Below are 24,812 nucleotides of genomic sequence, written 5' to 3'. Positions count from 1 at the left end.
CCCTCCGGCACCCCTGGGCCGGAGCAGGACAACGACGACAGCGCCGCACAGGAGCAGGCCGCCACCCCGGCAGCCGACCGACAGCAGCGCTCCCCGGCGCCGAAGACCGCCGACCGCCAACAACCCCCCGCCGCCGACACACCCCAGCGACAGGGCGACACACCCGACTCCCAGACCGGGTCCAAGCCCGGCTCCGGCTCCGGCTCCGGGACAGGGTCCGGCTCAGGATCGGGATCGGGCCACTCCGGTGAACCCGCACCGCCCCCGAGGACCGGGCCCCCCGCCGGCAGCGATGACACCGGCCTGCCTTTCTCCTTCCCCCGCGGCGACGGCCCCTACGTCCAGCACCCCAACCAGTGCCCCAACGGCAGGTACTGCGACAGCGTCTACGCCTCCTGACCCGGCCCTTCCCCAGTGCACTTCCCAGGCATGAGGGCGCCGGCAATGAGCGAACAAGCAAACAGGCGGAGAGGCACCCGCCGGATGATCCCAGCGGAGGGCCTTCCCGGCCCGCGCAGAGGTGTTGGATCGATCCATTGGGTCCAACAGGACTGGTAGCCGACGAACGACACGGCTCATCAGGGGTTCACCGCGACGAGGTCGTCGCCGGCATACCCGGGGCAGGCACCGGCCCGGGCCTCGGGCCTCCCGCTGGCAGGCGACACGCGACTGACCGGCCCGCCAGCCGCAGGAGGCCTCGCAGCGCTCGCCGCACCGCACACACCCACTCAGCAGCACCACCCGCCCGGCGCCGGCGCCTCGCCCACGGCGACGTCGGGCAGCGACGCCGAGCAGCGGCCGCCTTCAACGGCAGACCCGGCCGGCCGCCGAGCACGACGGCGACCTGATGCGGGCAGCACGGACAAAAGCCCACCCCACCACCCGGCAACACCTGCGGGTGAAAAACAGCGTCTTTTCGGGTCACTGCCGCCATGTCGGGCATGTCCATGCTGTTCGACAGATCGGTCCGCAGCCGGTCCCGCCGTCCCCTGTGGCGGCGCGTCGGCCGGGGCCGGCGAGCAGAGAGGAAATCGCCATGAATGTGCGGTCGTTCGTTTGCCGTCCGTTCCTCGCCGTCGTCGCGATGGCTCTCGCCGGCGCGGCCTGCGTGGTGGCCGCCCCGGCGGCCCACGCCCTCGGCACCGACTACGTCTGCGCCGAATTCGACTACAACGCCGAGAGCCGCATCCTGCACGGCTACGGCTGCCAGGCCTTCGACGCCAATCACGCCCCGGCGGGTGTGCTGTTCCAGTACCGCGGCGAGCGGGCGTACGCCTTCGAGTGCGCGAGCGCCCACCCATACCCCCAGGACGAAACGGTAGTCCTCGGCCTGGTCTGCGACGAGCTCTGACCCGCCTCCCGGGCCGTCTCCGACGGCCACTTCGTCACCGACGGCGAGCTCGTCGAGTCCGGGGGCCGCGGTCCGGTTCGCATGGAGGCGGTCGATGCCGCACCCGACTGCGCGCCGGTGCCTTGGAAGTCCTGCGGGTCGAACTCCGGGCAGGCCCCCACCCGGCCCGACCCACGGTTTGGGCCCAGCCCGAGGCCGGCCGCTAGTACGAGAACCGGGTCAGTGCCCTTGTACGGAGCGGGCCGTGATCGTTCTGGTCGCCAACGGCTGTTTCCGATGTTCCCCGACGCCGCACCGAGACCGAGTTGCCACTCGACAACTCGAGATCGTTCAAGAGACTGAGTGGCCGCCGACGCCGGCCTTTCGGGACACGGTCACCGTGGTGCCCCTCACTTCCGCCCCGCCCGCTTCCCACCCCTGCGAGGTGCCGTTCGTGGAACGGTCACACTGACCGTTCCACGCTTACGCAAAGCTCTCCTTCCAAACCGGGTGCCTTGACCTGCGGAGACAGGTGTCCCGTCTCGCGTGACGTTCTCGTTGTCTCAGGGACCTTGATGGATTCGCTGCTGATCTCGGATGACGTTGCCGCTGGTCTCACGTGACGTTGTCTGTCGGGTGGGCGAGTCTCAAGTGCTGTTGTCGCTGATCTTCATTTTTCTCACCCGGTCTTCCCCCTCTCGGGCGGTTTGAGCCCGTACTGCTGACGGCCGGTGCCGGCTGGTGGCTTTGCTCGGATCGGTTCTGTTTGATCGATCTGGGGGCTGGGTGGTGGATGTCGGGAGGCTGGGCCAGGCCGCGTTCGAGGTGGGGTACGTCGATGAGGATCTCGTACGCCGTCGCGAACCGTTGTCGGCATGCTGGACGCTGAGGTTCGAGTGGCTGTCGCCGGTGCGTACGGTCAAGTCCTACGAGGGGCAGAAGTCCGTGACCCGTGACTACTGGACGGCTACGACAGCCGGGCAGCTGTCCTGCGAGTCGCACCTGGAACGGCACCACGCGATGCTGATGGACTTCGACCCACGGGTCACGGTTCTGGTCGGTCAGCCGTTCCGGCTGTTCTGGCCCGGTCCGCGAGGCCGTCGCGGGCACGTCCCAGACTTCTTTGCCCGGCTTGATGACGGCGGGGGCCTGGTGATGGATGTACGTCCGGACGATCGGATCGGGCCGGACGACGCGGAGGCGTTCGCTGCCACGGCGCGAGCCTGCGAACTTGCTGGATGGGTCTTTCGCCGGGTGAGATCGATCGATCCGGTGCTGCTGGCGAACGTCAAGTGGCTGGCGGGCTACCGGCACCCGCGCAACCACCGGGAACCCGTCGCCTCGGAGTTGACGAGGGCCTTCGCCGAGCCGGAGGCCCTGCTGGCCGGGGCCGAGCGGGTCGGTGACCGTCTGGCGGTGCTGCCGGTCCTCTATCACCTGCTCTGGCGCCGGGTTCTGGACGTCGACCTGACATCGGGCCCGTTGGGGCCGCGAAGCGTGGTCCGCCAGGTGGTGACGGCCCGGTGAGACGGCCGCTGGTGGTCAGGCCCGGCGACCGGGTGAGGTTCGACAACAAGGTGCACACCGTGGTCGGCATCACCGGCGTCCTGGTGCGGCTGGCCGACGAACACGGGCAGTCCAGCGCGATGCATCTCCCGACACTGATGACCTCTCCGGGGTTCGAGGTGATCGGCTCGGGCGGGGCCCGCCGACTTGCTCCCGGCCTGCTGGACGGACTGCCGCCCAGCGAAGCCGACCGGGCTCTGTGGTGGCACCGGCACATGAGCGAGGTTCTCACTGGCCTGCCGCCGGACGGACGCTTCTGAGGGAGTCATGCCTCGGCCCGAATACGACCCGGCGGCCCGGAACCTGGCCGAGCGCGAGGCGGCCAAGGCCATCGAGCTGTCGCGCGAGACCGGTCGTCCGGTCAGCCCGCACACCATTCGTTGGCGTCGACGCCGCTACCAAAAACGCGGAGTGATGGGCATGGTCGACGGCCGCCAGGCCCCGCGCCGCCCAGTCCTGCGCCAGGTCGACCCCCAGGTCGTCGAAATCCTGCGACGGCTCATGGACCAGGCCGCCGATGGCTCGACCCACACCGTCAGCTACTACTTCGAACGCGTCGGCCAGGCAGTGAAGAAGCTGAAGGGACCGCCGGTCGAGATGCCCTCGCGGGCGACCTTCTACCGTCTCTTCAATCGGCTGGAGGCCGGTCGCCACACGACTGGCTCGCCCCGCACCCGCCGCTCTCTGGCCAACCAGCCCGAGGGGGTTTTCGACCAGGTCACGGTCTGCCGTCCGGGCGAGCTGATGGAGGTCGACTCCACCCCGTTCGACGTGCTGGTCCGGCTTGAGAACGGGGTCGTGGACCGATGCCAACTGGTTGGCATGGTCGACGTCGCGACGCGGTCCATCACTGCAGCGGTGCTGCGGCCGACCACGAAGTCGGTGGACGCCGCCTTGCTGCTGGCTCGCTCGGTGACCCCGGCGCCGATGCGGCCGGGCTGGCCGGCGGCTCTGCGGAGCACTCGGTGCTGCCCTACGAGCGGCTGCTGTCGGTCGACGACAGGCTGCGGCATGCGGCCGCGGTCCCGTTGATCACCCCTGAAACGGTTGTGGTCGACGGCGGCAAGGCCTTCTTGTCGAAGAACTTCCATGCAGCCTGCAACGCGTTCGGCACCGAGGTGATTCATGCTCCTCCCCGGTCCCCAACTCACAAACCCCACATCGAAAGAACACTGGTCTCGGCAGCCTCACTGTTCGCCCAGTTCCTGCCCGGTTACACCGGCCGGTCGACGGAACACCGCGGCCGCAAGATCGAGGACGAACCGCTGTTCTCCCTGCACCAGCTCCAGGAACTGCTGGAACAATGGATCAGCGCCAAGTGGCAGAACAGGGCCCACGACTCGCTACGTGACCCACTCGCCCCGCGGCGGACGTTCTCCCCGAACGAGAAGTACGCCGCGCTGGTCGAGTCGGCCGGCTTCCTGCCGCTCGCGCTGACCGCGGAGGACTACCTGGAACTGCTGCCGGCCCGCTGGCAGGCCATCAACTCATACGGCATCAAGATCAACCACTAGATCTACAACTGCGAAGAACTCAACGATCTGCGGCGGGAGAAGTCCGGGATCTTGGAGCGGAAGAACCGCTGGGAGGTCCGCCACGACCCCTACGACATCCGGCTCGTCTGGCTCCGCAACCACCGCACAGGGCAGTGGATCACCGTCCCCTGGCGGCTGCTGTCCACCACCGCCACCCCCTTCGGCGAGCTGGCTTGCGGCCGCACCGCCCGCGACCTGCGTGGACAGGGCGAGCAGGTCACCGAGGATGCCATCGCCGAGGCGGTCGGCGACCTACTTGACCGGGCTGCCAGCGGCCCTGATGAAGAAGCAGCCTCGGCCAAACCCGCCCGCGGCCGCCGCAGCTGGCGCCGTGGCCCGAAGATCGCCGCCCGCACTCAGGCCACCAGACAGCCCGCATGGCCACGGCCTGAACCTCCGCCGCCTCTGCCGGTCGAGCCCACGTCCCCAGCCGGGACGGAGGAGGAAGCCGAGGACGACGACGCGGTTGCCGAGGTCGTCCCGCTGAAAGTCTTCGACGCACGCAAGGAGGCACGGAAATGGTGGTGAACGCGCCCGAGTTCGGGCTGCCCGAGGATCGGCGGATGCCAACGACCACGCTTGAGGGCTGGCGTCGGTTCGTCGACGAGGACCCGATCGCCTTCGACCTTCTGTCCGAGGAGGAGTAGAAAGACCTTGATCCCAGAGCCCGGGACGAGTACGACGAAGGCCGGGTCAAATACCACTCCGAGCTGATCATCGTGGAGACACCGACCGTTCGTGACGTCCTCCACCAGGGCCGGCTGCTGACTCTGGTCAACCGGCGGGAGATCAGCGCTCGCCGCGGCCTGATCGTCTCCGGTCCTTGGGCGATGGGCACGTCCACCGGCAAGGACATGTCCGACCACCTGAAGTACTTCGCCGAGCACATCCCCGCCACGTTCGTCTACGCCGGCATCAACGTGCAACGCTAGGGCCTGTTCACCGGGGTCCGCGGAAAGCAGATCGCCGCCCGCTGCGTGATGAAGCACACCGGGAACTTCGCCTACCAAGCCGAATGGCGCTCCATGATCGCTCTGATGGAGAACTCGCTGCGGTTGCACCACCACGATCCAGACACCCGGATCCGGCTGGCGAAATATCTCCACACCCGCACCGACGGCAGCATCAGCAGCCTGTCCCACCTCGTCCGCGCCGCTGCCATCAGCGCCATCGCCGACGGCAGCGAACGCATCACCCGGCCCCTTCTTCAGTCCATCCCGGTCGACCACAGCACGCAGTCCAGCAGGTCCGGCACCACCGACGACGAGAAGGGTGAGGTCGGAGACGCGGCATGATCAGCCTTCTGCCGCCTCCCCGGCTGCGTCGGCTCCCTCACACCGTCGCTCCTCTCCACCGCGAGACCTGGGACTCCTGCGTCAGCCGGCTGGCGGCAGCGAACCGGATCTCCAACCTGGCACTCCACGAACACATCAACAACCGGCACCGGATCCACCCCGCTCCACTGCCCCTCCTGGACGCCGTCAGCGACCTTTCCGGGCATCCGCGGGACCGGCTGCTCAAGGCCCTGCCCGACCTACGCAGTCCGGACAACACCCGGAACCTGCCCGTGTCCCTGCAGCTGCTCGATGAGGGCTGGCAGGTCCAGGCCTCTTGCACCCTCTGTCTGGCCGCCAAGGGAGTTTTCATCCAAGCCCTGCGCTGGGTCCCCAACAGCACCAGGCTGTGCCTTCGCCATGGCCGCTGGACCGACACCTACCATGCACAGTTCGACATTTGTCCACTGCCAGAGATCATCCAGGCCCAGCGAGACAACCACCGCCCGTCCGTGAACACGGCTGGCAGACCGTGGCCATCGCCATGCGCGAGGCAACTGACTGGTGCTGGCGGTGGTGGGACAACCGCAGGTTTCACAAACGGCTCGATCACAGACTGCGAATCCTGATTCCCCCAGGATGCGGCACCTACCGAGAGGACCTCCGACTCATCGCCAACAGCTATCCCGACATCGTCGCTCTCACCGGGCTGTTGGCCTCACCCCAGCTCCGGAACCTGCCCTTCACCGGCCATGACCGAGACTTCCGCCAATTCATCCTGGAAGTCCGCGCACGGGCCGCACCCGGCTACAGCTACGAAGGTGCCGGGGTCGCTGACCCGCTCGTCCGCTGGATCGAGGAAGAGCGCTACTACCGGACCCTGCACAACCACCCGTTCCCGATGCCGAACGAGCCCCGGGCCCACAACCCGGACACGACGGAGCAACTCACCCGTCGCCTCGATGCTCTCCTCGCACCTGACTCCGATGACCCGGGCCGTTGCGCCAGCTGCGGCACGCAGCTGAAGGACGCCAGCACGAGGATGCGGTTCTGCTCGACGGTATGCAGATCCCGCAACTGGAGGCGTCAACAACATCAACGCGAACTCCGCGATGCCGCCTCCAGCACGCGGCAGGCGCAGTGCTCGGTCTGCGGCACCGCCTGGGCCAGCGGAAACGACCGACGTCGCGGTGCCCGCTACTGCTCACCGCGGTGCAAGCAGGCCGCCTACCGTCAACGCATGGCTGTCCAGGACGACTGACTCGGAAACGGTGGCCCCGCGGCGGTGGGACGGCAGAACCATCCAACTAAGCGATCGGGAAGCGATAGACCATCGACTCACGAGCTTGGAAGCCAAGACGCTCATAAAGCCGGTTCGCTGCGGCACGATCCGGCCGAGAAGTGAGATCCACCGTCCGGGCGCCCGCCTCCCGAGCGAGCCGCAAGGCCTCCTGGGTGAGGAGTGCTGCGACTCCCTGGCCTCTCGCCGCAGTGTCGACAACCACGTCTTCGACGCGGCCCCTCAACCCGGACGGCAGGGGCAACAACACCAAAGTCAGAGTGCCGACGATCGCCTCGGACGTCCGGGCGACAAGCACAGTGTTGGCATTACACGACACCATCCGGTCGGTCGCCTCGAAATCGAGGGGTTTGGCCGTTGAAGACAACTGCGGCAAAAGCCGACCGAAGGCCTCAACGAGTTCCTCACTGGCTTCCCGAATGATCTCTACACGGACGTCCATGACGGCAGCCTATCCGTCGACCAGGTCCGCAAGGCACGGATGCACTGGCACGTTGATCGCCAGGTGCAGCAGACTCCGACGGGCAGAACCGCTGACCGACAACTTCAAGTGAGACGACCTCGGAGAAGTGCCGCTGGGCGACAACACCATGTGAGATTCCGACGAGGCGCCGTCTCACCCACTCATGCATCAGCCCAGGTCACAGCCTCGGAAACAGGCAAGATCAAATGAGACGGGACAACAGGGCTTGAAAACGCGTTCTGAGGTCGGCCGAGAACATCACCTGGTGTCTTGTATGCGCGTGCTGACGCGGGGCACGGGCCGGGCCCGCGGCGTGGCCTCCAGTCAGACCGTGGACGGCGTCCCGCTGCACGACATGCCGTTCACCGAGGCCCGGCGGACCGCGCGGGCGCCGGCCCGCTTCGAGGACCCGGAGCTGCGGGTGGAGAGCGCCGGCCTGCCCGACCGGGTCTCGCTCCTGCCGCTGCTCAGCCTGGAGGACACCCTCAGGTCCGCCGTCCGCGATCACTGGGTCGAACGCGCCCCGGGACTGCGGGCCAGGGCCGTCCTCGGGTGGGCGAACGGAACTGTTCCCCGTGAACCTGACAACGACGGCCCGCACACCCTCATCGCCGGAACAACCGGCTCCGGCAAGAGCGAATCGCTGGGCACCCTCATCGCGAGCATGGCCGTCGACGCCGACCCCGTCGACCGCCCGCCCCGACGCCTCCCCGTCACCAACCCAGCAGCACAGTGCCCAGGCACAGGTCTCACCGCATCGACCACTGGCGCACTTCGCTCGTACGTGGGCGGGAACGCGCACACGTACGCCGACGCCAGGAAGTCAGGGCTTCGCGGGCGGCGTACAGACGTCCAGCAACGACAGGAAAGCCGAGGCCGCAGGTGAAGGCGTGAACCGGCTCCAGACCAGGCGCTCCACCCGTACGGGCCCGTTCGTGACCGGCACACACCGCAGCCCGCGCAGTTCCGCGGTGAACGCCTCAGGCAGCAGTGCGACGCCCAAACCATGGCGGACCATCCGGACCATCAACTCGACACCCGACACCTCGAAGGCCACCTCACGCCGCAGACCGGCCGCCGCGAACGCCTGATCCGACTGGGCGCGGGCAGCGCTGCCTGCGGCGAAGTCCACGAACACCTCCTCGGCGAGCGAGCGCAGATCCACATCGCCTTCCCCGGCCAGCCGGTGGTCCGGGGCGACCACCGCGACGTGCCGCCCGCAGGCAAGCTCCCTGTCGCAGACGCCCTGCATACGGAAGCCGGGCGGCACGCCCAGGAAGGCCGCGTCCAGCATGCCCTCGCGCACCTGATCGACCAGATGCTCGCTGGAGTCTGTGCGGAGACTGATCCGCACCTGGGGGTAACGCAGGCGATACTCCCTGAGCACCGCGGGAAGGTCGACGGCCGCCACGGTGGGAATCGACCCCACAGTCAGGGTGCCCCGTATCTCGCCGGTGGCCGCCGCCACCTGCGCCCGGGCCCGCTCGGCCGCCTCCACGCACTGGCGGGCGGCGGGTAAGAACGCCTCCCCGGCGGTGGTCAGCCGCACCCGGCGACTGGTCCGATCGAACAGCCGGGCGCCCAGCTCCGCCTCCAGCCGCGCCACTTGGTGGCTGAGCGCCGACTGGACGATGTGGCACCGCTCGGCGGCGCGGGTGAAGCTGGCGCACTCCGCCACCGCCAGGACGTAACGCATCTGCTGAAGATCCACAGATCCATCGTGAAACGAGCTGGATCAGATGACAAACATGTGTTGGACCGATGCATGCCCGCTCGGCGATGCTCACATCACCAGCAGGCCACAGCCGGCCGACCCCAGCCGCTTCTCGCGGAGCGGCGAGGCCAGATCCGCAGCCGCCACGCAGCGCCGCCGCCCGCAGTCGGCCCACGCCGCACCACCATCACCGGCGCCCCCGGGCGCCCCGACCCCCGGAGAAACCGATGCGCGTCATCGCCTTCGACCACCTTGTCCTCACCGTCGCCGACATCGAACGCTCACTCGCCTTCTACACCGGCCCCCTGGGCCTGGAACCGGTGCGCGTGGAACAGTGGCGAGCCGGCGAAGCCCCCTTCCCCTCCGTACGCGTAAGCCCCACCACCATCATCGACCTCATTCAAGCCCCCACCGACCAGACAACAGGCTCCAACGTTGACCACATCTGCCTGGTCGTCGAACCCCTCGACTGGCAGCAGGTCATCGACTCCGGCGTCTTCACGGTTCTGGACGGCCCCGGCGAGCGCTTCGGCGCCCGGGGCACCGCCCTCTCCCTCTATGTGCAGGACCCGGACGGCAACACCGTCGAACTGCGCTGGTACCCGCAGGACGCGTGACACCCCCCACAGCAAGCCACGCCCACCTCGCTGCCGACACCTCTGAGCAGAGCGCCGGTCGACGAGGGCGCCGGGGACGATCGGCACTTGACCTCAACCTTGCTTGAGGGTCGAAGGTCGGGGTCATGACCACTCATGACTCGACAGTTCTCCTCTTCCGGAACACCATGCGCATCAGCGACGGTCACCTGGAGAGCTTCCGTGACGCCATCTCCAAGGCAGTGGCATTCGCAGAGCAGCACGGGCCGCAGCTGATGGTGGAGACATTCCTGGATGAGGAGCGGATGCTCGCCCACAGTGCCCGATGCCGTGCGACGCGGTCCGAAGGTGTCGACTCCCTCGGTCCGCCCCCACCTCACGCCCTTCGAGGACTCACCGCGCGCAGAACCTCCAGAACCTACGCTTCACCTGCTCTGATCGCCGCGTCCCTGATCGTCGCCGGCTGCTCGGCGGCCGGTCCCGCCCGCACCGGGTCAGCCGGTGGTACGGAACCCGCGGCCGCCGCGCCGCCGGTGAGGGCGATGGCGAATGCACGATGATCCGACCAGGTTGGGTACACGTCTCCAGCGTGCATCCGGACGTTGGGCATCGCGGTAACGGACGGCCCCTGGCTGGTCGATGCGATGTGGCGGGGCCGAACTGACGGTGGCCTACCTCGTCCAGGACCGTGACCGGGTGGCGTCCTGCCTTACGGGCCTGGGCGACGACCGGTTGGAGCGCGTCCTTCGGCAGCCCGGCGCGCTGGACGACCACCCCGAGCGGAAGGCCGCGCTGCAGGCCGTCGACGAGCACTGGAGCCCCGAGTGGCTGGCGGACTGGCAACGGCACTACGCCGCCTGCGCGAGCTGGTGGCCGACGAAGAGGGCCAGGCCGACGTCCTGCCCGGCGTCACCGCGCACGAGATAGACGTCGGCAAGTGGCTGGCCAGGCAGCGGCAGCACGACGTCTGGACAAGCCTGACGGACGGGCAGCCCGAGATCTAGGAAGCGATCGACGTGACACCACTGCCGCCCGAGGCGGATACGCCACCGCCAAGGTCCCCAAGGCGGCCTCCAACGCCTTCGAGCCGGGGGCGGGGCATCCCTGGCGCAGTACAAGGCCCGCACAGGCTCTGTGAAGGTCCCCAGGACGCACGTAGAGCGGCTGGGGGACGGCACGGAGGTCAAGCTGGGGGTATTTCCGAGCAACAGCAAGAGCAGGTGGGCCAAACTCGCCGCCGACAAACTCCAGGCACTGGCCGGCCTCGGGCTCGACTGGGCCTGAGCTGGTGACGAAGGGCGGGGCGCCGGTGTCGGCCCCCGCCCTTTGTCATCGGCCGTCGCGTTCGTAGCGCACGATGGCTTCGCCCAGGTACCGCTTCAGCAGTGCGGGCAGCTCGCGGCTCGAGCTGTCCAGGAACGTGCGCTTGGTGAGCGGGTCCGGAGCGTGGGAGGACACGTACTCGCCCTCGCGCTGCGGGCTGATGTCGTTGTCCAGCCAGAAGCGGCCCGCTGTACCGTCTTCCAGCAGCAGGACCGGCGACTCCATCCAGTCATCTTCCAGGTCGCCGTTCTCATCCCGCCGACGGCCGGACATGTGGGCGAGCTTTCAGCACCGCTGCTGCGCGATGCGGCGGAAGCGCTGACCGTTGGCGGTGTACTCCCCGCGAAACGTTGCGGGCTTCACCTGCACCAGGATCTCGGAGCCGTAGGGCCTGAGCAACTTCACGGCCTCCGCGAGAAGCTGCTGGACCTCAGCTGCCTCGTTCCGCTCCCGTTCTGCTCGCCGCTGATCGGCGCTCACCCAGGCATCGGCACGGGAGCGCGCGGCTCTGATCTCGTCATCAAGGCCACCCATGACCGGCAGCGTATCGGCGCTAACTGGCGTGTAGAACAGGGCGGGTTGGTTCTAGGTCGTGTCCGCGAAGTGGTTGGTCGTTGGTCCGTTTCGTGGTGCGTCGCCATGAGCTGACTGATGGGTCGTGGGCGGTGATCACCCTGTTGCTGGTCCCGTTTCGGATGGGCCGTCCGGTTCGAGGGGCTGCCTGGCGTGTCCTGCCCGAACGTTACGGGCCGTGGAAGACTGTCTACGAACGCTTCCGCCGCTGGTCGGCCGACGGCACATGGGACCGGCTGCTGTCCCATGTCCAACAGCACTCCGATGCTGTTGGCACGGTCGCCTGGTCGATCGTGTGCGTGGAGGCCACAACCGTGCGGGCTCATCAGCACGCGGCCGGGCCCGAAAAGGGGGCCCTGGCCGGGCGAAGCGCGGTCAGGCCGCTGTACGCCGACAGGTGCCGAGGACAGCCTGGACGGTGCTGGAGACTTGCCCCTGCTGGCCAGCGTCGGCCCATAGCTGTGCGTCGTGCTCGCTGAGCTGGTCCGTCTGCCCTGTGGGGGCGGCGGTGAAGTTGTGCTGCCGGCTGCGGCGGCCGGAGCTGGAGCGGTAGTCGAAGTGGCCGAGGTAGTTTCCGACCGCGGCCACGGTCAGGCCGGTCTCCTCGGCGACCTCGCGCCGCAGGGCTGCGATGAGCGCCTCGCCGTCCTCGACCTCGCCGGAGGGAAGCTCCCACAATCCACCGAGGTAGTCGTCGGCCGGCCCGTGCAGCAGCACCCGGCCGTCGACACCGGCAACGCGTCAGCCGCCGAGTCGTAGCCTGGAAGGGAGAGGAGTGGTCATCATGACGAATCCCGCTGGGCATAGGTTCGGCAGCGAACTCACCAGCTTGCTGAGCGGCTACGTCGAAGCGCGAGACCTCCACAAGGTTGCTCACGGAGACATCCCGCTTGAGGTGCAACTGCAGCTGATGCAGCGTTGGGAAAGGGAACTGGACCTGCCGCAGAAAGAAGCTGCGCAGCTGCGGCATGAGATCAACGTGGTGCAGCAGGATTTGTACCATCACGGACCGGATGGCGGAGTGTCCTACCACCCGGGCCTTTGAAGCGTCTTTCAGGTGCCGCTCATGCTGTAACCAAGATCGGGCTGGTCCTTCGGTCCGGCCGACAGAGAACGTCGGTACGCGTGCGGGCTCATTCACCGGCCGCTGGGTGGGTGAGGTGGGGAAGTGATCCTCTTGGTGACCGGTGTGGCGGATGTGCCAGGTGACGCAGTGCAGAGACCCTCCGAGTTCGAAGTCGGGCGGAAGGGGAGGGTGAGGACCGCGAAGCCGTGGCGGCTGAGCAGGTCGTAGAAAGGTTTTCCTATTGTTCTCAGATAACGGTGGCGGGGGAAATGGAGAGCCATTTCGATGACGCGCACCACCTGCCGCTAACGTTAGCGGCAAAGGCCACCCCACCAAACTGCATCAAATCGATGCTATATGCCTATCGAGCATGCCCTTGACCGCCTCACCCAGTTCGAGTCGTAGGGGCGCGATCGCCCTCTGCCACCACTCAGCACGCTCGATCGGGATTTGCGAGGTGCGCTTGGCAAAACGGACGAGAATCAGGCCGCATTGCAGATCAATGCGTTCAACGACGTCATACACCTCGCCAGGCCCCAGTTGCCGAATCGCGTAACGACTCCGATGCATTTCATGGTGAGCATCTATAAGTTCATTCTTGACGACTTCGTCAGCTAGGAAGACACGGCGGAACTGTGCCAGCGAAGCCTCGAAAAGTCTGTACTCGGCAGTCCGCGCTTCCGTTATCCACCGAAGGTGCTCGGCTTCTGCTTGTTTGCGTGCAACATCGAGAGCGCCCCGATGGCTCGCCGCCGCAAGCTCCAAGGCCCTCTGATGGTTCGCCTCTGCGGTTTCTAAGGCCTTCTGGTGGTTCGCATCCAAGACTTCCAAAGCGGCCCGATGGTTGACCTCCGCAACCTCCAAGGCTGCCCGATACGTCGCCTCTGACTGCGCCAGCGTGGTGCGCATCTGCCAACGAGCGATCAGCACACTCGCAGGGATGCTGAGGAGAGCGAGAACGGCAGCTGCGCCAGCAAGGTCCATGGCAGACCATATTGCCTGGCGAGCTACTTACCGCGCTCGAAAATGAGTGAATCGCCCCACTTCATGGTCTCGGTGCTCGGCGGGGGCGTTTCCTATGACCAGGCCGCCTGTGGGCCGTCCGTCGCTCTGCGTGTCTCACGGGCTGACATTGAGCCTTTCCAGTGCGACGTTAAGGAGAGCCACCTGGCCTGGCCAAGGCGATCACGGCCCGATCACCGCGACGGGCGTGCGGTAGCGCGTGGCGGGCAGGCGGCCGAGGCCGGCGGGGTGGTGGAGGTAGTCGTCGTAGGCCAAGGGGGGAGCCCGGGCCGAACGCGGTGATCGGCCGCAGGGCGGCTGCCTGGGCTGGTGTGGGTCTCACCCATCAGCCCTCGGCGGCCACGAGGGGCGAGCCTGTCCCGCAGGACGGACGGCGCATGGTCAATGCCCGGCAGGGAGAATGCCGCCACGGCGACACCCACGGACGGCCGGGCCGCTTGCGTGGAGGTCACCAGCGTCGGAACGACCGCCGACGCGGACGCGGACAACGCGCGCCGGCACGAGCGGAAAGCCTCGAATACGTGCAAGGGGACCGCGGCCGAGCACGACGGGCCGGTACACCGCTGGGGCCGCCACCTTCCACACACCGGCCCGCCTCGCAGACGACCTCCCCGCACGAGCGGCCCGCGCCGCCGTCCTCGCACACCGTGTGCTGGACCTGCGGCAGCTCTCGCGCACCGACGCCATCGTCACCGCGCGCGGTGCGGCCTATGTCCTGGAGACCAACGTCGCACCCGGCCTGACTCCCACCAGCAGCTACCCCCTCGCCCTGACCGCAGCCGGCTACAACCTCGGCAGCTTCCTCCACGACCTCGCCACCCCGCCAGTGTGCTCCGCCCACGGCCAGGGCTTCGACAGTCGTCGGCGTGAGAGACGAGAGCGGTCGCGCGCCCGGGTGCGCCTGAACCGTCCGGACCAGGCGCTCCACGTGGAGCCCGGCGTGTGGACCGAGTTCGCCGACTTCTCGCCCGACGCGATCTGCCTGGTGCTCGCCTCGGCTCCGTACGAACTGGACGACTACCTCTACGACTACGACGAGTTCGTGCGGACCGCACGCCTTCCAGCACCGTGAGAAACGCCTCGACGACAGGCAAGCGGACACTTCTCTGTCAAGTTCAGCGTGTTGAGGTGAAGTAGCCGCCCTGCACGGCCTCAGGACTGGTGAGCTCGCATGTTGAGGTGTCGCGTATTCCAGCTCAGAGCGCCCCGATCGGTCACTTTGGGTCATGCGGGCGGTGTCCAGGGTCCGGCCTGGAGTGAATATGGTCGTCCGATGGCGCGTTCGAAGCGCTTCGGGAGGGGAGAGTGCCGGTGGACATCGTCGCGATTATGGAAGCACTGGCTGAACAGGGCGTAACGGTGCTGTTCAAGGCCGACGCTGAGCGAATGGCAGGGAGGGGCAAGCCTTGGACCTTCGTCGCCAGTGGAGCGCCGTTGCGCGAGGACGTCCTTGTGCGAACCGATGCCGCGTCTGTGGAGCAATGCCTCGCAGCGTGCTTGCCCCGCCTGCGTGAGCTGGGCTTTTCGTTCCCTGAGTGAGAGATCGGGTGTGCGCGAACCGCCGCCCTGGATGTCAGTGCTGGCTGCTTACATGAGCCCATGGACACCGTGCACACGACCGCCGCTCTCCTCCCGGACCCCGCCGAGCTCCGCGCGCACCTGCGCGCGCTGGCCGTGCTGGACCAGGCGATCTGCCGCGACCCGCGGTTCTCCCGCTACTCCTTCTCCACCACCTGGGGGCCTGGGACGGAGGCGGCGCTGATGGACAACGGCTCGGGTGACGACTTCTCCGTCCTCTTCACCCCGGCCGGTGTGCTCGTCCGCGGCTTCGACCACGAGTCGGAGATGAGCCCGTACGGCACGGACGACGAACAGGTCTGGCCCGGTGTCATCGACGAGGTGCCCGCCGCGCTGCGCCCGCTCCTGGACGACCCGGCCTTTGTCGACGAGGGCCTCGGGGCCCCGCGGGTCACCGCCTGCCTGTGGTGGGAGGCCGGCGGCAGCGCCTGGTGCACCGGCTCGGGCATCGAGTTCCCCTCGGGCAGCCCGGACCCGGACGGCTCTGGGCACCTCTTCCGTCTCCTCACCAACCGCTCCCCCGAGGCCGTCCAGGCGCACTTCGAGGAGGACTACGGGCGGCCCGTCCCCCTCGACACCGTCCGTCACGTCCTCGCGGGCCACCCCCTGACCCCCGAAGCCGCCCGCGGCCTCAACCCGGCCGCGCTCTCCGACGAGGCCCTGCTCCGCCGGATCGCCGCCGACCCCGAGGTCGAGGCGTACCTCGCCTGCGACGGCGAGTTCGATCTCACGCGGACCGACCCCATCGAGTCGATCGCCCTGCCGGCCGGTCTCCCGGTGGAGCCCGTGGCCGGCTGCAACGCGGGAGGCACCCACTACCTCTGCGGCCCGGCCGGCTCCGACCGCGTCCGCCCCGTCCTCTACACCGACTCCGAGGGCCAGGCTTCCCTCATCGCGGAGTCCCTCGCCGAGGCCCTGACCCTGGCCATCGTCCTCCCCTCCTGGCACGACGCCCTGGCCGGCTTCCGTCCCCCGGCGCTCAACGCCGACTACCTTGAGGACAACCCGGACCACCCCGAGGTCCGCGACCGCCTCCTCGCCGCCCTCCGTCTCCCCCCGGCCACCGAGGCCGAGGTCCTGGCCCGCCTCCTCACCACGGCCGCCCGCACCGTCCCGGACGGCTTCCTCCCTTCGGTCGAGGGCGAGGAGGGCGCGGCCTTCGAACCGATGCTCCGTCTGCCGGCCGAGTAGGACAGCCCCACCGTGCGCCGCCTTCCGGACCGCTGAGGTCCTGCCGCGCTGCGGAGGGACGTCGATCTCACGCAGGTGCACTTGGAGGCTGACCGGTTTCATGGGCTGTCCTGGCTGGCGGCCGGTGGGTGTGCCTGCGGCAGCTGACCGGCTACCTATCGGGGGGGCGTTTGCGCAGGCAGCACGCGCACGACCGCATGGCGGTCGACGAGCTGCCGGCGCAGGTGACTGTTCTCTGCCGTGGCCTGGTGAAGGGCGCCCACCAGAGCCTCGACGTCGGTCTTGAGCTGGGCGATCTCTCGGGCGTCTGCCGTCCGGAGTTCCTTGAGCTTGCGGACCTGCTGGCGCAGACGGCGTTCGCTGTCCGGCGTGGCGCCCCGGGCCCAGACCTTGTCGTAGAACTCCGCTTTCAGGTCTGTGTGCCGCTGGGTGAGCGCGTTGCGCGGGACGCCGGCCTCCACGGCGAGGGCGACGATCGTCAGCGCTCCGTTCGAGCGCTGCGGTGTGCCGCCCAAGATGCGGTGCATCGCGGCACTGATCCGCTCGCGCTCGTCCGGGGCTGGGCTCATGACGGCGGCTCCTGAAGGGCGATGCGGTCGTGTTCGTGCCGGTCGGCCAAGCCCAGAAGGTGTTCGGCGCAGCGGGCGAGCCGGTCGGCGAGCGGACCGGGCAGGGCCTCGGAGGCGGCCTGCTTCTCCAGCGTCTGCGCGTGCTGGCGGAGCTGGTCGGCCTGCTGGTCGGTGCGGGCGATGTTCGCGCAAGACGGCTCGCAGCGGCCGAGCCGCGGGGCATCGGTGATGTCGAGGCGGTGGCACAGGGCCCGGTCGCGGTTGTAGACGCACATCAGGAAGGCGCGCGGGTTGTCGTAGACGGTCAGGGCGGGATTGCCCAGAATGTCGCGGGCTTGGCGGTGGGTGCAGATCGACCCGGTGAACGTCGGTGCCTGGGCGGCGGCGTGGATCGCGCGCCGGGCGGCCGGCCCGGAGATGCGCACCCCGTGGGTGAGGTCGTCGTGGAGGGTGGTGAGGGTGTCGACGGTGGCCCGGGCGGTCTCGATGTCGAGCAGTTCGTGGATGCCGTCGCGGCCGCGGGCGGCGTAGCCGGCGCTCATCGTGGTGCGCAGGTGCCCGTACTGGACGGCCAGCGCGACCAGGCCGCCGGGGCGGCGGGCGATGTGCCAGGCCAGGGTGCGTCGGAACCGGGCGGTGCCGATCGCTCCGTGCAGGTCGGCCCAGACCGTCTCTTGGGGGCGGTCCAGGCGGAGGGCGAGCTCGGAAGCGAAGGCGGTGAAGTCCTCGATGCGGTGGCGCATCGCCTCAAAGCCGATGGTCCGGCCGGTCGCCGCGCGGCCGCGCAGGATGGTGTGGGCGGCGGTGTCGAAGAGCAGGCCGTCGGGGGCGATGCGTTCCAGTACGCGGATCGCGGTGACGACCGGGGTGATGGCGACCCATGGCACTTCGCGTGGCTGGCCGGCGGAGAGGTGGTTGCCGTCCTGGTCGAAGACGCCCTTGAAGACCCGGCCGTAGATCAGGTGCCGCCCGGGCGGGTCGGGTTCGGGACAGCAGCCGTTCTCCAGGGCCATCACCTCGCCGGGCCGCATACCCGTCAGGTAGGCGACGACGATGAAGCAGGCTGTGCTGAGGTGCCGCATGAGCTGCGGGATTTCAGTGAAGTCGAGGGCCGCGGCCCATGGCCGGCCGTCGACCGTGCCGGTGACCGGGGTGGACAGCGGGCAAGGTCCGGGATGGCGGCGAACGTAGTCACGGAAGCCCTCGCGGCGCTCACTACGCAGGTGGTTGCCTGACCTGCCGCAGAGCGCAGCCGGCCTGGGCGGCGATGTAGGTGGCGCTGACCTGGTACTCGCCCTTCAGCCGCCGGGCGGGTACCGGCGCGCCGCGTTCGACGAGCTGGTCCAGATACCGGGCCAGCCGCGCCATCGACTCCCTGGTACCAGCCGTCTGCTCGGCCCTTTCGGTCAGGCGCCGGGCGTCCTGCTGTGCGGTGAGGATGTCGCCGGCGAAGTCGTCGACCATGCGCAGAGCCCAGATCAGCAGCGGGCCCATCGTGGCTTCCGGGATCGCTTCGCGGCTGTTCTCCCCGCGGCCGACGGCGGGCGCGGCCGGCAGGTAGTCGTCGATGCCGTACTGCTGCCAGGGCGGCATCGGCACCCCGGCCGGGGCGGCGCTCGCGGCGTCGAACGCCCACAGTCGAGTCAGTGCCACCAGCTCTCTAGTGGCGTCGTCGCGGACGACCTCCGGGCGGCGCGCCCGGTGTGCGGCGTAGGCGGTGAAGGTGTCGGCCGTGCACGCGGCAATAGTAGACAGTCCCTGACCGGTCAACCAGTGAGCGAACCTGTTCCACCGGCGCACGGTGTCGTAGACGCCGTTCGGGCCCAGACGCGGATGCCAGGCGGGGTGGCCGACCAGGACGCTCGCCGGCAGCGCCGTGTTGATCATCATCCAGGCGGCCAGCCGCATTTCCTCCCGAAAGGTGTCAGGAAAGTGCGACCAGTCGATGCAGACCCGCTTCGCGCCGGGGTTGGCGATCAGCGGCGTGAGGGACCAGTCGTCGTCGGCGTAGACCGAAACGAAGGGGCGGCCCGGGGCGACGACCAAAGAGGGCGCGATCACCGGCGTCCTCCAGTCAGGCAGCGCGGGCAGCTCGACCGGCAGAGTGGTCACAGGTCGAAGTCCCCTTGCAGTAGGTGGCTGATCATCGCGCGGTCCTCGCCAGTGACGGCTCCCAGCGCCGTCGCCCAGACTGTCTCCCCCAGCCGAGCGCGCAGATCGTCGAGTCGGGCGTGGGAGTCGGCCCAGTCCGCCTCCCACACCGCCGCGTCCAGTACGCCGCGCAGAGCGGTCAGCGCCTGGTGCAAGTACGCCAGACGCGGATGATGGGCCGGGGTAACCCGCGCGTTCGGGCAGGCCGTGCACAGCAGGAACGACGCGGCGCAGCCGCGCCCCGGTGGCCCGAACGGGCTGTGCTCGAAGTCGGCGCAGTGCGTCGTCGCCGTGGGCCGGTCCCCCTCCTGGGGTTGGTCGGCGAGACGGGCGGCGAAGACGGTGCGGCGCGCGGAGGCCACCGCGTCCAGCGCTCCAGCGTTGATCACTGGCACGGCCGCCTCGCGGATCTGCGGCTCGGGCAGCACGTAGACCTGGTCGTGCGTGTCCTGGGTGTTCTGCCCGGGCTCGCGCCGGTGCAGCACGTTCACCGTCCGACGCAGCCGCCGCAACGGCGAGCCGGGCAGCCCGACCGACCGCGCCCAGTCCCGGCCGGCGCGCTCGTCCACACCCAACCCGAACGGGCCCACACGTACCGGCTGAGGTACGCCTGCCGCTCGTGCCCCGTCATCTGGTGCCACACCAGCAATCGGTTGGGAGCCTCGCCGGTCAGTGCCACAACGGCGCGTGCGGCCGCGGTCGCCTCCAGCGCCTCGGTGATGACCCGCCCTGAGGATCCGGCTCCGGAGTCGGTGAGGTTGCGGCTCTCGAAGCGGCCCCGAGGACCGGCCCGGCGCCGCTTCTCCAGCCGCAGCCGATACACCGGCACCCCCGCCTCCCCCGTGCCCGGCAGCGCCTCCGGCACGGGCAGTTCCGAAACCGTGGTGGCGTTCAGGGCGAGCTCCATCACGATCAGCACCGCCAGCGCGGTCGCCTCCTTGCGGCTGAGGAACAACCGCATCCACGTGCACGTCGCCGCGCTCCCGCCCAGCGCCTCACGGTGAGTAGGACGCACGGCCCGCCGGAACTCGTACAGCGGCACGTCCCCGGTACGCGCCAGCACGTCCAAGGCCTCTCCCACAAGCCACTCCCGGCTGCCGGCTGGGATCTCACCGGCACGCCAGGACTGAAGCCGGCCGGTGTTCTCTCGGATCCGCAGCAGGGCTGCCCGAAACGTGCGCCGGGCCGCCGCGCGGATGTCCTGGAACTCCTCCGGGCGGTAGGCCTGCTCGCGGCCCGACTCCCAGGCGAACCGCTGGGCCATAGCCTCCCGTACCGGCTGCGGCAGGCGCGCGTCGGACTGGAGCAGCCCCGCAATGGTCGCGTACTTGTTGTAGCCACTGGTCCGCGGCGGCAGACTCATCCGCCACTCCGCCCAGTGCGCCGCCGTCAGCCGGTCCACGTCCTGCGGCATGCCCTCCAGACCGGCGAGGAACTCGGCGAGGGCCCGCACCAGATACCAATACTCCTCGCTGGTCAGGACGCTGTCCCAGCCCCCGCCTGGGGAACACCGGGCCGCGTACAGGACGGCCAGCGACCGCTGGAACGCCGGCGGGATCGGCAGCACGGCGAAGTCGTAGGAACGCCTCCGGCCCTGCGGGTCCCGGTGCTCCACCACCAAGCCGCCCGCCTCGAGTACTGCCGGGCGCCGGTGCGGCTGCTCGGGGAGGGCCGCCGTACGGCCGCGCCGGCTCACCGGGCGGTTACCAGTTGCTCGTCCAGGTCCTGGATGCCCTCGCTCTCCCGAGTTAGCCGGGCGAACAGTGCCACCAGCTCCTTCTCCGACACCGGCCCGTCAGCGGACACGAAGTCGGCCAGCAGCGACCGCAGCCGCAAGTCCGCCACCGGCGCCAGGTACACCCACCTCGTCGTCTCCAGCTGGGCGTGCCCGAGCAAATCCTGCACCATCCGCCACGGATCGCCGTACAACAGCCGGAAGTCGCGCCGCTCCTCCGGCGTCAGCCCCATCCGCCGGTCCATGACGTGGTTGAGGACCACCAGCATGCACAGCGCGAAGCTGTGTCGACACATATGCGGCGTGCAGAACGGCGGCTCGTCCATCGCCTCGGAGAGCACCGCCTCGCAGCGGTCGTTCGCCGCACGGAAGACGCCCTCCCACGACGAAGGACGCAACGGCAGACCCGACTCGCTCAACCACAGCCACAACGGCTCCGGCCCGGTCGGCCCTTCCGTGAAAAACGTCATCCGTTCCCCCACCGTCGCCTCCGACAACGCTGTTCGCCCAACCACGCCGTCGCGATCGCGCCAATGCAGCATCCGCCGGTGCCGCCCGCTCTCGTGCGTCACCAGCCGTACCGGCAGATCGTCGTAGCGACCCGCCGCCTGAGCCCGCCGCACCACACGGGCACGCGAGGACTCGACATAGCCCTCGACCTCTCCAACGACCACCGAGGAGGCATAGAACGTCCGAGCCCGCCGCGACTTCGTCACTACCCGGGCCAGCCGCCCCACGTAGTACCGGCCGCCGTCCAGCCGAAGCCGTGGAACCTCCACCGTCAGCAACGACGCCCCCTCCGTCAGACGCACGCCAGAAGAGAACAGCAGATCAGCGAAGGCACCGTTACGGTCGGCCATCCGCCCCGCCCACCCCGGCGACGGAGCACCGTCGGCGCCGAACCCGCGCAGCCCCACCTCCACCCAGCGGCGGAACGCCCGCGGCGTCAGCCAGCGCACCTCACTGGCCCGCGCGTTCTTCGACAACGCAGCCGGCACCTGGATACTCCCGCCGTTCCGGCCGGGCGCCGACCGCATGACCACCGGGTTGGTCCGCACATGCTTGTGCTGGACCGCCCACTCGTACAGCCGTGCCAGCGCCGTCAGCCCACGGTTCCACCGAGCTCCGCCGACCCGGCGCGGGTTCCGCAGCGAACGGGTCCGCCAATCCTCGAAATCCCACAGATCGTCCGCCGTCACGCCCGACCAGTTCTTCCCGCGCCCCCACAGGAAGTCGAAGAACAAGCTGTAGTCGTCGGTGTAGTTCCGCTTCGTCTCCGGTGCGAGACGGGCGAACGACGACCGGCACAGATACCGGCTCAACACCTCGTCCACACGACAGTCCGGAGAAAGAAGGATCGGATCCCCAGGATGAATCCCTACTCGTTCCTCACGCTCGGCCAGGTCCTCCCACCCAGCCAGAGCGGGCACCCGATCCGCCACCACCCGACGGCCCTGCGGCACCCAGTACGTACGCCAGCCCGGCACCTATCCACCCCTGCTCGATCGGCTTCAACACGTCGATCCAACAGGGAAGACGAGACAGACGACCGAACCACCACAAGGAGCGGACACGTGGCGACTGACCAGCACGAGAGCGTCTACGACCGCGGCGAGATGTACGAGGCCTTCTACCGGGGCCGGGACAAGGACTACACGGGTGAGGCCGCACTGGTGACGTCCCTGATAAGGGCCCGGCTGCCGGAGGCGGACTCGCTGCTGCACGTCGCCCGCAGCTCCGGCGACCATCTCTCGCGCTTTGCCGACTCGTTCGGGCACGACGAGGTCCTCGATCTGCCCGAGGACATGGTGCAGTTGGCCCGGAAAACACCGGGGTCCCCATCCACCAAGGCGACATGCGCGACTTCGCCCTCGACCGCACCTTCGGGGCGGTGGTGAGCATGTTCAGCGGGGTGGCGTACTGCGCCGACATTGATGAACTCACCGCGACACTTCGCAGTTTCGCCCATCACCTCTCACCGGGCGGCGTCATCGTCATCGAACCCTTCCGGCTTCCCGAGGACTTCCTGGAGGGCTACATGTGGGCACCGACACGGTCGAGTCGGGTGGGCGTACCTACGTCCGCGTTCCCCACTCCGGCCGGGACGGCAGGGTCAGCCACATGGAGGTGCACTATCTGGTGGCCTCGACGGAGGGCGGTGTCACGCACTTCTCCGACGTGCACCGCACCACGCTGTTCACCCGCGAAGAGTACAAGAGCGCCTTCGTCCGCGCGGGGTGCGAGATCGAGTACGTTAAGCACCCGCTCGCACCGCGTGGCCTGTTCGTCGGGACCGCCTCACCCGGGGCCTGACCGGCAGCCGGTCAGAGGCTGTCTCCCTGACTCGGCACATCCGCCGGCGTGCGCCGGTGAATAACGTCAGGGTCGTAGGGGTCGTGCGGTAGGGGGCATAAGGGGGTCAGCCGATCGGTTGACGCAGGCGGTCAACCGATCGGCTGACCCCCAGCGAGGGTGATGGGTGATGTGCGGGCCCAGCCCGTCCCGGCACCGTGGGGGCATGAGTCTCATTGAAGTGAACGACCTGCGCAAGAGCTACGGCGGACGCCCGGTCGTGGACGGCGTCTCCCTCGCGGTGGAGGAGGGCGAAATCTTCGGGGTCCTCGGCCCCAACGGCGCCGGCAAGACCACCACCGTCGAGTCCATCCTTGGGCTGCGCGTTCCGGACAGCGGCACGATCCGGGTGTGCGGGCTGGACCCGGTCGCCGACCGCGCGCAGATGACACTCATCGTGGGCGCGCAGCTACAGGAGAGCGAGCTGCAGGGCAAGCTCACCGTCGCCGAGGCACTCAAGCTGTACGCCGCCTGCTACCCCCGCCCCGCCGACTGGCGCGCTCTGGCCGCGCGCCTGGGCCTGGAGGGGAAGCTCGACACCCGTTTCGCGCAGCTGTCCGGCGGCCAGAAGCAGCGGCTGGCCATCGCGCTCGCCCTGGTCGGCATTCCTCGGGTCGTCGTCCTGGACGAGCTGACGACCGGCCTGGACCCGGCGGCGCGGCGCGAGGTGTGGTCGCTGATCGAGGACGTCCGGGCGAGCGGCGTCACCATCCTCCTCGTCACGCACTTCATGGAGGAGGCGCAGCGGCTGTGCGACCGGGTCGCGATCTTCGACCGTGGGCGGGTTGCCGCACTGGACACCCCGTCCGGTCTGGTGGCGCGGTCCGCGAGCGGCACCGTCATCTCCTTCACTCCCTCCCGCCCGCTGGAGGAGGACGTCCTCTCCGCCCTGCCGGGCCTCGCCTCCATCACGCAGCGTGATGGAAGGGTCACCCTCGCCGGTACCGACGAGACCGTCAATGCGGTGATCAGACTGCTCGCCCGTAACCGGGTGAGCGCCCACCAGCTGCGCGTCACCGACTCCACTCTTGATGACGCTTTCCTCGACCTGACGGGAGCCGAAGCATGAGCGCCGCCACCGCACCCCCGGTACCGTCCACCACCACCACGCCTCGTCCCGGGCGGGCCGTGCTGCGCGCGGAGCTGCTCCTGTTCTTCCGCGAGCCGGGCTCGGTCTTCTGGGTCATGGCCTTCCCCACGCTGCTGCTGCTGGTCCTCGGCTTCATCCCGTCCATGACGGAGCCCTCGGACGAGCTCGGCGGCCTTTCCACCGTCGAGGCCTACGTGCCCGTCGCCGTGCTCCTTTCGATGATCATGGCTGGTCTGATGGCCATGCCTCCGGTGATCACTGGCTACCGCGAGCGCGGCATCCTGCGCCGGATCTCCACCACCCCCGTGCGCCCCACCGCGAGGGTGAGCACAGCGGAGATCAGCGAAGCGACGGCGTGCAATCCCACCTGAGCACCGAGAACG

At 68.9% G+C, this 24,812-nt stretch carries 35 protein-coding genes and 3 pseudogenes; 26 read left to right on the top strand and 12 right to left on the bottom strand.

Going from position 1 to position 24,812, the window contains the following annotated elements; genetic code table 11:
* From ACSNOD_RS10680 to ACSNOD_RS10625, 12 genes and pseudogenes are all read left to right on the top strand, one after another.
* Positions 1-399, top strand: a pseudogene (locus tag ACSNOD_RS10680) (hypothetical protein); the annotation flags it as partial.
* 637 nt (positions 400-1,036) lie between these two features.
* Positions 1,037-1,351, top strand: coding sequence for a hypothetical protein (locus tag ACSNOD_RS10675; protein ID WP_436766590.1), 315 nt, complete (start codon positions 1,037-1,039; stop codon positions 1,349-1,351).
* Between the two features lie 720 nt (positions 1,352-2,071).
* Complete coding sequence (locus ACSNOD_RS10670; protein ID WP_436766589.1) at positions 2,072-2,857, top strand: TnsA-like heteromeric transposase endonuclease subunit; 786 nt, start codon at positions 2,072-2,074, stop codon at positions 2,855-2,857.
* Positions 2,854-3,156, top strand: coding sequence for a hypothetical protein (locus ACSNOD_RS10665; RefSeq protein WP_436766588.1), 303 nt, complete (start codon positions 2,854-2,856; stop codon positions 3,154-3,156). Before ACSNOD_RS10670 ends, ACSNOD_RS10665 begins: the two co-directional genes overlap by 4 nt.
* 7 nt (positions 3,157-3,163) lie before the next feature.
* Positions 3,164-3,928: a hypothetical protein gene (locus tag ACSNOD_RS10660; RefSeq protein WP_436766587.1), complete on the top strand. Its 765-nt coding sequence runs from the start codon at positions 3,164-3,166 to the stop codon at positions 3,926-3,928.
* Positions 3,862-4,410, top strand: coding sequence for a hypothetical protein (locus ACSNOD_RS10655; RefSeq protein WP_436766586.1), 549 nt, complete (start codon positions 3,862-3,864; stop codon positions 4,408-4,410). Before ACSNOD_RS10660 ends, ACSNOD_RS10655 begins: the two co-directional genes overlap by 67 nt.
* A 51-nt stretch (positions 4,411-4,461) precedes the next feature.
* Positions 4,462-4,959, top strand: coding sequence for a hypothetical protein (locus ACSNOD_RS10650; RefSeq protein ID WP_436766585.1), 498 nt, complete (start codon positions 4,462-4,464; stop codon positions 4,957-4,959).
* Positions 4,950-5,078, top strand: coding sequence for a hypothetical protein (locus ACSNOD_RS10645; protein WP_436766584.1), 129 nt, complete (start codon positions 4,950-4,952; stop codon positions 5,076-5,078). The genes ACSNOD_RS10650 and ACSNOD_RS10645 overlap by 10 nt, the downstream gene beginning before the upstream one ends.
* 72 nt (positions 5,079-5,150) lie before the next feature.
* Positions 5,151-5,363: a hypothetical protein gene (locus ACSNOD_RS10640; RefSeq protein WP_436766583.1), complete on the top strand. Its 213-nt coding sequence runs from the start codon at positions 5,151-5,153 to the stop codon at positions 5,361-5,363.
* A 105-nt stretch (positions 5,364-5,468) separates the two neighbouring features.
* On the top strand, positions 5,469-5,726 hold the full coding sequence (locus tag ACSNOD_RS10635) for a hypothetical protein (RefSeq protein WP_436766582.1): 258 nt from the start codon (positions 5,469-5,471) through the stop codon (positions 5,724-5,726).
* Positions 5,723-6,334, top strand: coding sequence for a TniQ family protein (locus tag ACSNOD_RS10630; RefSeq protein WP_436766581.1), 612 nt, complete (start codon positions 5,723-5,725; stop codon positions 6,332-6,334). The genes ACSNOD_RS10635 and ACSNOD_RS10630 overlap by 4 nt, the downstream gene beginning before the upstream one ends.
* Entirely contained in the window at positions 6,238-6,966 is a 729-nt protein-coding gene (locus tag ACSNOD_RS10625) for a hypothetical protein (protein ID WP_436766580.1), read from the top strand. Before ACSNOD_RS10630 ends, ACSNOD_RS10625 begins: the two co-directional genes overlap by 97 nt.
* Before the next feature lie 46 nt (positions 6,967-7,012).
* On the opposite strand, the gene ACSNOD_RS10620 is transcribed toward ACSNOD_RS10625, so the two are convergent.
* Positions 7,013-7,447 carry a GNAT family N-acetyltransferase gene (locus ACSNOD_RS10620; protein ID WP_436766579.1) on the bottom strand — a complete coding sequence of 145 codons (435 nt, stop codon included), beginning with the start codon at positions 7,445-7,447 and terminating at the stop codon, positions 7,013-7,015.
* A 295-nt stretch (positions 7,448-7,742) separates the two neighbouring features.
* On the opposite strand from ACSNOD_RS10620, the gene ACSNOD_RS10615 reads away from it, so the two are divergent.
* A complete protein-coding gene (locus tag ACSNOD_RS10615; RefSeq protein WP_436766578.1) occupies positions 7,743-8,354 on the top strand; it encodes an FtsK/SpoIIIE domain-containing protein in 612 nt (203 codons plus the stop codon).
* On the opposite strand, the gene ACSNOD_RS10610 is transcribed toward ACSNOD_RS10615, so the two are convergent.
* Entirely contained in the window at positions 8,292-9,179 is an 888-nt protein-coding gene (locus ACSNOD_RS10610) for a LysR family transcriptional regulator (protein ID WP_436766577.1), read from the bottom strand. The two genes, ACSNOD_RS10615 and ACSNOD_RS10610, sit on opposite strands and share 63 nt — an antisense overlap.
* 230 nt (positions 9,180-9,409) lie before the next feature.
* Between ACSNOD_RS10610 and ACSNOD_RS10605 the strand changes: the two genes are divergently transcribed.
* From ACSNOD_RS10605 to ACSNOD_RS10590, 4 genes are all read left to right on the top strand, one after another.
* Positions 9,410-9,799, top strand: a complete 390-nt coding sequence (locus ACSNOD_RS10605) for a VOC family protein (protein WP_436766576.1) — start codon at positions 9,410-9,412, stop codon at positions 9,797-9,799.
* Between the two features lie 125 nt (positions 9,800-9,924).
* Complete coding sequence (locus tag ACSNOD_RS10600) at positions 9,925-10,338, top strand: hypothetical protein (protein WP_436766575.1); 414 nt, start codon at positions 9,925-9,927, stop codon at positions 10,336-10,338.
* A 264-nt stretch (positions 10,339-10,602) separates the two neighbouring features.
* Positions 10,603-10,782, top strand: coding sequence for a helicase associated domain-containing protein (locus ACSNOD_RS10595; protein WP_436766574.1), 180 nt, complete (start codon positions 10,603-10,605; stop codon positions 10,780-10,782).
* A 130-nt stretch (positions 10,783-10,912) separates the two neighbouring features.
* Positions 10,913-11,062, top strand: a complete 150-nt coding sequence (locus ACSNOD_RS10590; protein ID WP_436766573.1) for a hypothetical protein — start codon at positions 10,913-10,915, stop codon at positions 11,060-11,062.
* Positions 11,063-11,107: 45 nt separating this feature from the next.
* Here the strand turns inward: ACSNOD_RS10590 and ACSNOD_RS10585 are convergent, their stop codons facing one another.
* Complete coding sequence (locus tag ACSNOD_RS10585; protein ID WP_436766572.1) at positions 11,108-11,374, bottom strand: hypothetical protein; 267 nt, start codon at positions 11,372-11,374, stop codon at positions 11,108-11,110.
* A 12-nt stretch (positions 11,375-11,386) separates the two neighbouring features.
* Complete coding sequence (locus ACSNOD_RS10580; protein ID WP_436766571.1) at positions 11,387-11,635, bottom strand: hypothetical protein; 249 nt, start codon at positions 11,633-11,635, stop codon at positions 11,387-11,389.
* Between the two features lie 80 nt (positions 11,636-11,715).
* Between ACSNOD_RS10580 and ACSNOD_RS10575 the strand changes: the two are divergent.
* Positions 11,716-12,100, top strand: a pseudogene (locus tag ACSNOD_RS10575) (transposase); the annotation flags it as partial.
* Here ACSNOD_RS10575 and ACSNOD_RS10570 read toward each other — a convergent pair.
* On the bottom strand, positions 12,050-12,391 hold the full coding sequence (locus ACSNOD_RS10570) for an NUDIX hydrolase (protein ID WP_436766570.1): 342 nt from the start codon (positions 12,389-12,391) through the stop codon (positions 12,050-12,052). The pseudogene ACSNOD_RS10575 and the gene ACSNOD_RS10570 sit on opposite strands and share 51 nt — an antisense overlap.
* A gap of 67 nt (positions 12,392-12,458) precedes the next feature.
* On the opposite strand from ACSNOD_RS10570, the gene ACSNOD_RS10565 reads away from it, so the two are divergent.
* Positions 12,459-12,719: a hypothetical protein gene (locus ACSNOD_RS10565; protein ID WP_436766569.1), complete on the top strand. Its 261-nt coding sequence runs from the start codon at positions 12,459-12,461 to the stop codon at positions 12,717-12,719.
* A 363-nt stretch (positions 12,720-13,082) separates the two neighbouring features.
* Here ACSNOD_RS10565 and ACSNOD_RS10560 read toward each other — a convergent pair whose 3' ends face one another.
* Positions 13,083-13,724 (bottom strand): hypothetical protein, encoded by a 642-nt coding sequence (locus ACSNOD_RS10560; RefSeq protein WP_436766568.1) that lies wholly within the window; start codon positions 13,722-13,724, stop codon positions 13,083-13,085.
* 439 nt (positions 13,725-14,163) lie between these two features.
* Between ACSNOD_RS10560 and ACSNOD_RS10555 the strand changes: the two genes are divergently transcribed.
* From ACSNOD_RS10555 to ACSNOD_RS10545, 3 genes are all read left to right on the top strand, one after another.
* A complete protein-coding gene (locus ACSNOD_RS10555) occupies positions 14,164-14,835 on the top strand; it encodes a WxcM-like domain-containing protein (protein WP_436766567.1) in 672 nt (223 codons plus the stop codon).
* A gap of 239 nt (positions 14,836-15,074) precedes the next feature.
* Entirely contained in the window at positions 15,075-15,302 is a 228-nt protein-coding gene (locus ACSNOD_RS10550; RefSeq protein ID WP_436766566.1) for a hypothetical protein, read from the top strand.
* A gap of 60 nt (positions 15,303-15,362) precedes the next feature.
* Entirely contained in the window at positions 15,363-16,532 is a 1,170-nt protein-coding gene (locus ACSNOD_RS10545) for a hypothetical protein (RefSeq protein ID WP_436766565.1), read from the top strand.
* Positions 16,533-16,687: 155 nt separating this feature from the next.
* Here ACSNOD_RS10545 and ACSNOD_RS10540 read toward each other — a convergent pair whose 3' ends face one another.
* The 6 genes from ACSNOD_RS10540 to ACSNOD_RS10515 form a co-directional block, all read right to left on the bottom strand.
* Positions 16,688-17,101, bottom strand: coding sequence for a hypothetical protein (locus tag ACSNOD_RS10540; protein ID WP_436766564.1), 414 nt, complete (start codon positions 17,099-17,101; stop codon positions 16,688-16,690).
* Entirely contained in the window at positions 17,098-18,183 is a 1,086-nt protein-coding gene (locus tag ACSNOD_RS10535) for a hypothetical protein (RefSeq protein WP_436766563.1), read from the bottom strand. Before ACSNOD_RS10535 ends, ACSNOD_RS10540 begins: the two co-directional genes overlap by 4 nt.
* Before the next feature lie 133 nt (positions 18,184-18,316).
* Complete coding sequence (locus ACSNOD_RS10530; RefSeq protein ID WP_436766562.1) at positions 18,317-19,213, bottom strand: hypothetical protein; 897 nt, start codon at positions 19,211-19,213, stop codon at positions 18,317-18,319.
* On the bottom strand, positions 19,210-19,743 hold the full coding sequence (locus ACSNOD_RS10525) for a hypothetical protein (RefSeq protein WP_436766561.1): 534 nt from the start codon (positions 19,741-19,743) through the stop codon (positions 19,210-19,212). The genes ACSNOD_RS10530 and ACSNOD_RS10525 overlap by 4 nt, the downstream gene beginning before the upstream one ends.
* Positions 19,740-20,948, bottom strand: a complete 1,209-nt coding sequence (locus tag ACSNOD_RS10520) for a hypothetical protein (RefSeq protein WP_436766560.1) — start codon at positions 20,946-20,948, stop codon at positions 19,740-19,742. Before ACSNOD_RS10520 ends, ACSNOD_RS10525 begins: the two co-directional genes overlap by 4 nt.
* Positions 20,945-22,321: a site-specific integrase gene (locus ACSNOD_RS10515; RefSeq protein WP_436766559.1), complete on the bottom strand. Its 1,377-nt coding sequence runs from the start codon at positions 22,319-22,321 to the stop codon at positions 20,945-20,947. Before ACSNOD_RS10515 ends, ACSNOD_RS10520 begins: the two co-directional genes overlap by 4 nt.
* A gap of 240 nt (positions 22,322-22,561) precedes the next feature.
* Between ACSNOD_RS10515 and ACSNOD_RS10510 the strand changes: the two genes are divergently transcribed.
* From ACSNOD_RS10510 to ACSNOD_RS10495, 4 genes and pseudogenes are all read left to right on the top strand, one after another.
* Positions 22,562-22,885, top strand: coding sequence for a hypothetical protein (locus ACSNOD_RS10510; protein WP_436766558.1), 324 nt, complete (start codon positions 22,562-22,564; stop codon positions 22,883-22,885).
* Positions 22,886-23,027: 142 nt separating this feature from the next.
* The gene (locus ACSNOD_RS10505) at positions 23,028-23,300 is read left to right on the top strand and encodes a hypothetical protein (RefSeq protein ID WP_436766557.1); all 273 of its coding nucleotides are present in this window, start codon (positions 23,028-23,030) and stop codon (positions 23,298-23,300) included.
* A gap of 205 nt (positions 23,301-23,505) precedes the next feature.
* Complete coding sequence (locus ACSNOD_RS10500; RefSeq protein WP_436766556.1) at positions 23,506-24,408, top strand: ABC transporter ATP-binding protein; 903 nt, start codon at positions 23,506-23,508, stop codon at positions 24,406-24,408.
* A pseudogene (locus ACSNOD_RS10495) lies at positions 24,405-24,749 on the top strand (ABC transporter permease); the annotation flags it as partial. The gene ACSNOD_RS10500 and the pseudogene ACSNOD_RS10495, both read left to right, overlap by 4 nt.
* Positions 24,750-24,812: the final 63 nt, after the last annotated feature.

The organism is Streptomyces sp. URMC 123, from assembly GCF_051386515.1.
In the GTDB taxonomy this organism is placed as follows: Bacteria; Actinomycetota; Actinomycetes; order Streptomycetales; family Streptomycetaceae; genus Streptomyces.
Note: the sequence above shows the minus strand (reverse complement) of the source record. Positions and strands in the feature narration are given on the sequence as shown.

Bases quoted from the DNA above. Each gene is read 5' to 3' on its own strand.
- ACSNOD_RS10675 (WP_436766590.1), top strand. From the start codon at position 1,037: ATGAATGTGCGGTCGTTCGTTTGCCGTCCGTTCCTCGCCGTCGTCGCG.
- ACSNOD_RS10660 (WP_436766587.1), top strand. From the start codon at position 3,164: ATGCCTCGGCCCGAATACGACCCGGCGGCCCGGAACCTGGCCGAGCGC.
- ACSNOD_RS10645 (WP_436766584.1), top strand. From the start codon at position 4,950: ATGGTGGTGAACGCGCCCGAGTTCGGGCTGCCCGAGGATCGGCGGATG.
- ACSNOD_RS10635 (WP_436766582.1), top strand. From the start codon at position 5,469: ATGGAGAACTCGCTGCGGTTGCACCACCACGATCCAGACACCCGGATC.
- ACSNOD_RS10630 (WP_436766581.1), top strand. From the start codon at position 5,723: ATGATCAGCCTTCTGCCGCCTCCCCGGCTGCGTCGGCTCCCTCACACC.
- ACSNOD_RS10620 (WP_436766579.1), bottom strand. From the start codon at position 7,447: ATGGACGTCCGTGTAGAGATCATTCGGGAAGCCAGTGAGGAACTCGTT.
- ACSNOD_RS10615 (WP_436766578.1), top strand. From the start codon at position 7,743: ATGCGCGTGCTGACGCGGGGCACGGGCCGGGCCCGCGGCGTGGCCTCC.
- ACSNOD_RS10605 (WP_436766576.1), top strand. From the start codon at position 9,410: ATGCGCGTCATCGCCTTCGACCACCTTGTCCTCACCGTCGCCGACATC.
- ACSNOD_RS10600 (WP_436766575.1), top strand. From the start codon at position 9,925: ATGACCACTCATGACTCGACAGTTCTCCTCTTCCGGAACACCATGCGC.
- ACSNOD_RS10585 (WP_436766572.1), bottom strand. From the start codon at position 11,374: ATGTCCGGCCGTCGGCGGGATGAGAACGGCGACCTGGAAGATGACTGG.
- ACSNOD_RS10580 (WP_436766571.1), bottom strand. From the start codon at position 11,635: ATGGGTGGCCTTGATGACGAGATCAGAGCCGCGCGCTCCCGTGCCGAT.
- ACSNOD_RS10565 (WP_436766569.1), top strand. From the start codon at position 12,459: ATGACGAATCCCGCTGGGCATAGGTTCGGCAGCGAACTCACCAGCTTG.
- ACSNOD_RS10560 (WP_436766568.1), bottom strand. From the start codon at position 13,724: ATGGACCTTGCTGGCGCAGCTGCCGTTCTCGCTCTCCTCAGCATCCCT.
- ACSNOD_RS10555 (WP_436766567.1), top strand. From the start codon at position 14,164: ATGCCGCCACGGCGACACCCACGGACGGCCGGGCCGCTTGCGTGGAGG.
- ACSNOD_RS10545 (WP_436766565.1), top strand. From the start codon at position 15,363: ATGGACACCGTGCACACGACCGCCGCTCTCCTCCCGGACCCCGCCGAG.
- ACSNOD_RS10540 (WP_436766564.1), bottom strand. From the start codon at position 17,101: ATGAGCCCAGCCCCGGACGAGCGCGAGCGGATCAGTGCCGCGATGCAC.
- ACSNOD_RS10535 (WP_436766563.1), bottom strand. From the start codon at position 18,183: ATGCGGCACCTCAGCACAGCCTGCTTCATCGTCGTCGCCTACCTGACG.
- ACSNOD_RS10500 (WP_436766556.1), top strand. From the start codon at position 23,506: ATGAGTCTCATTGAAGTGAACGACCTGCGCAAGAGCTACGGCGGACGC.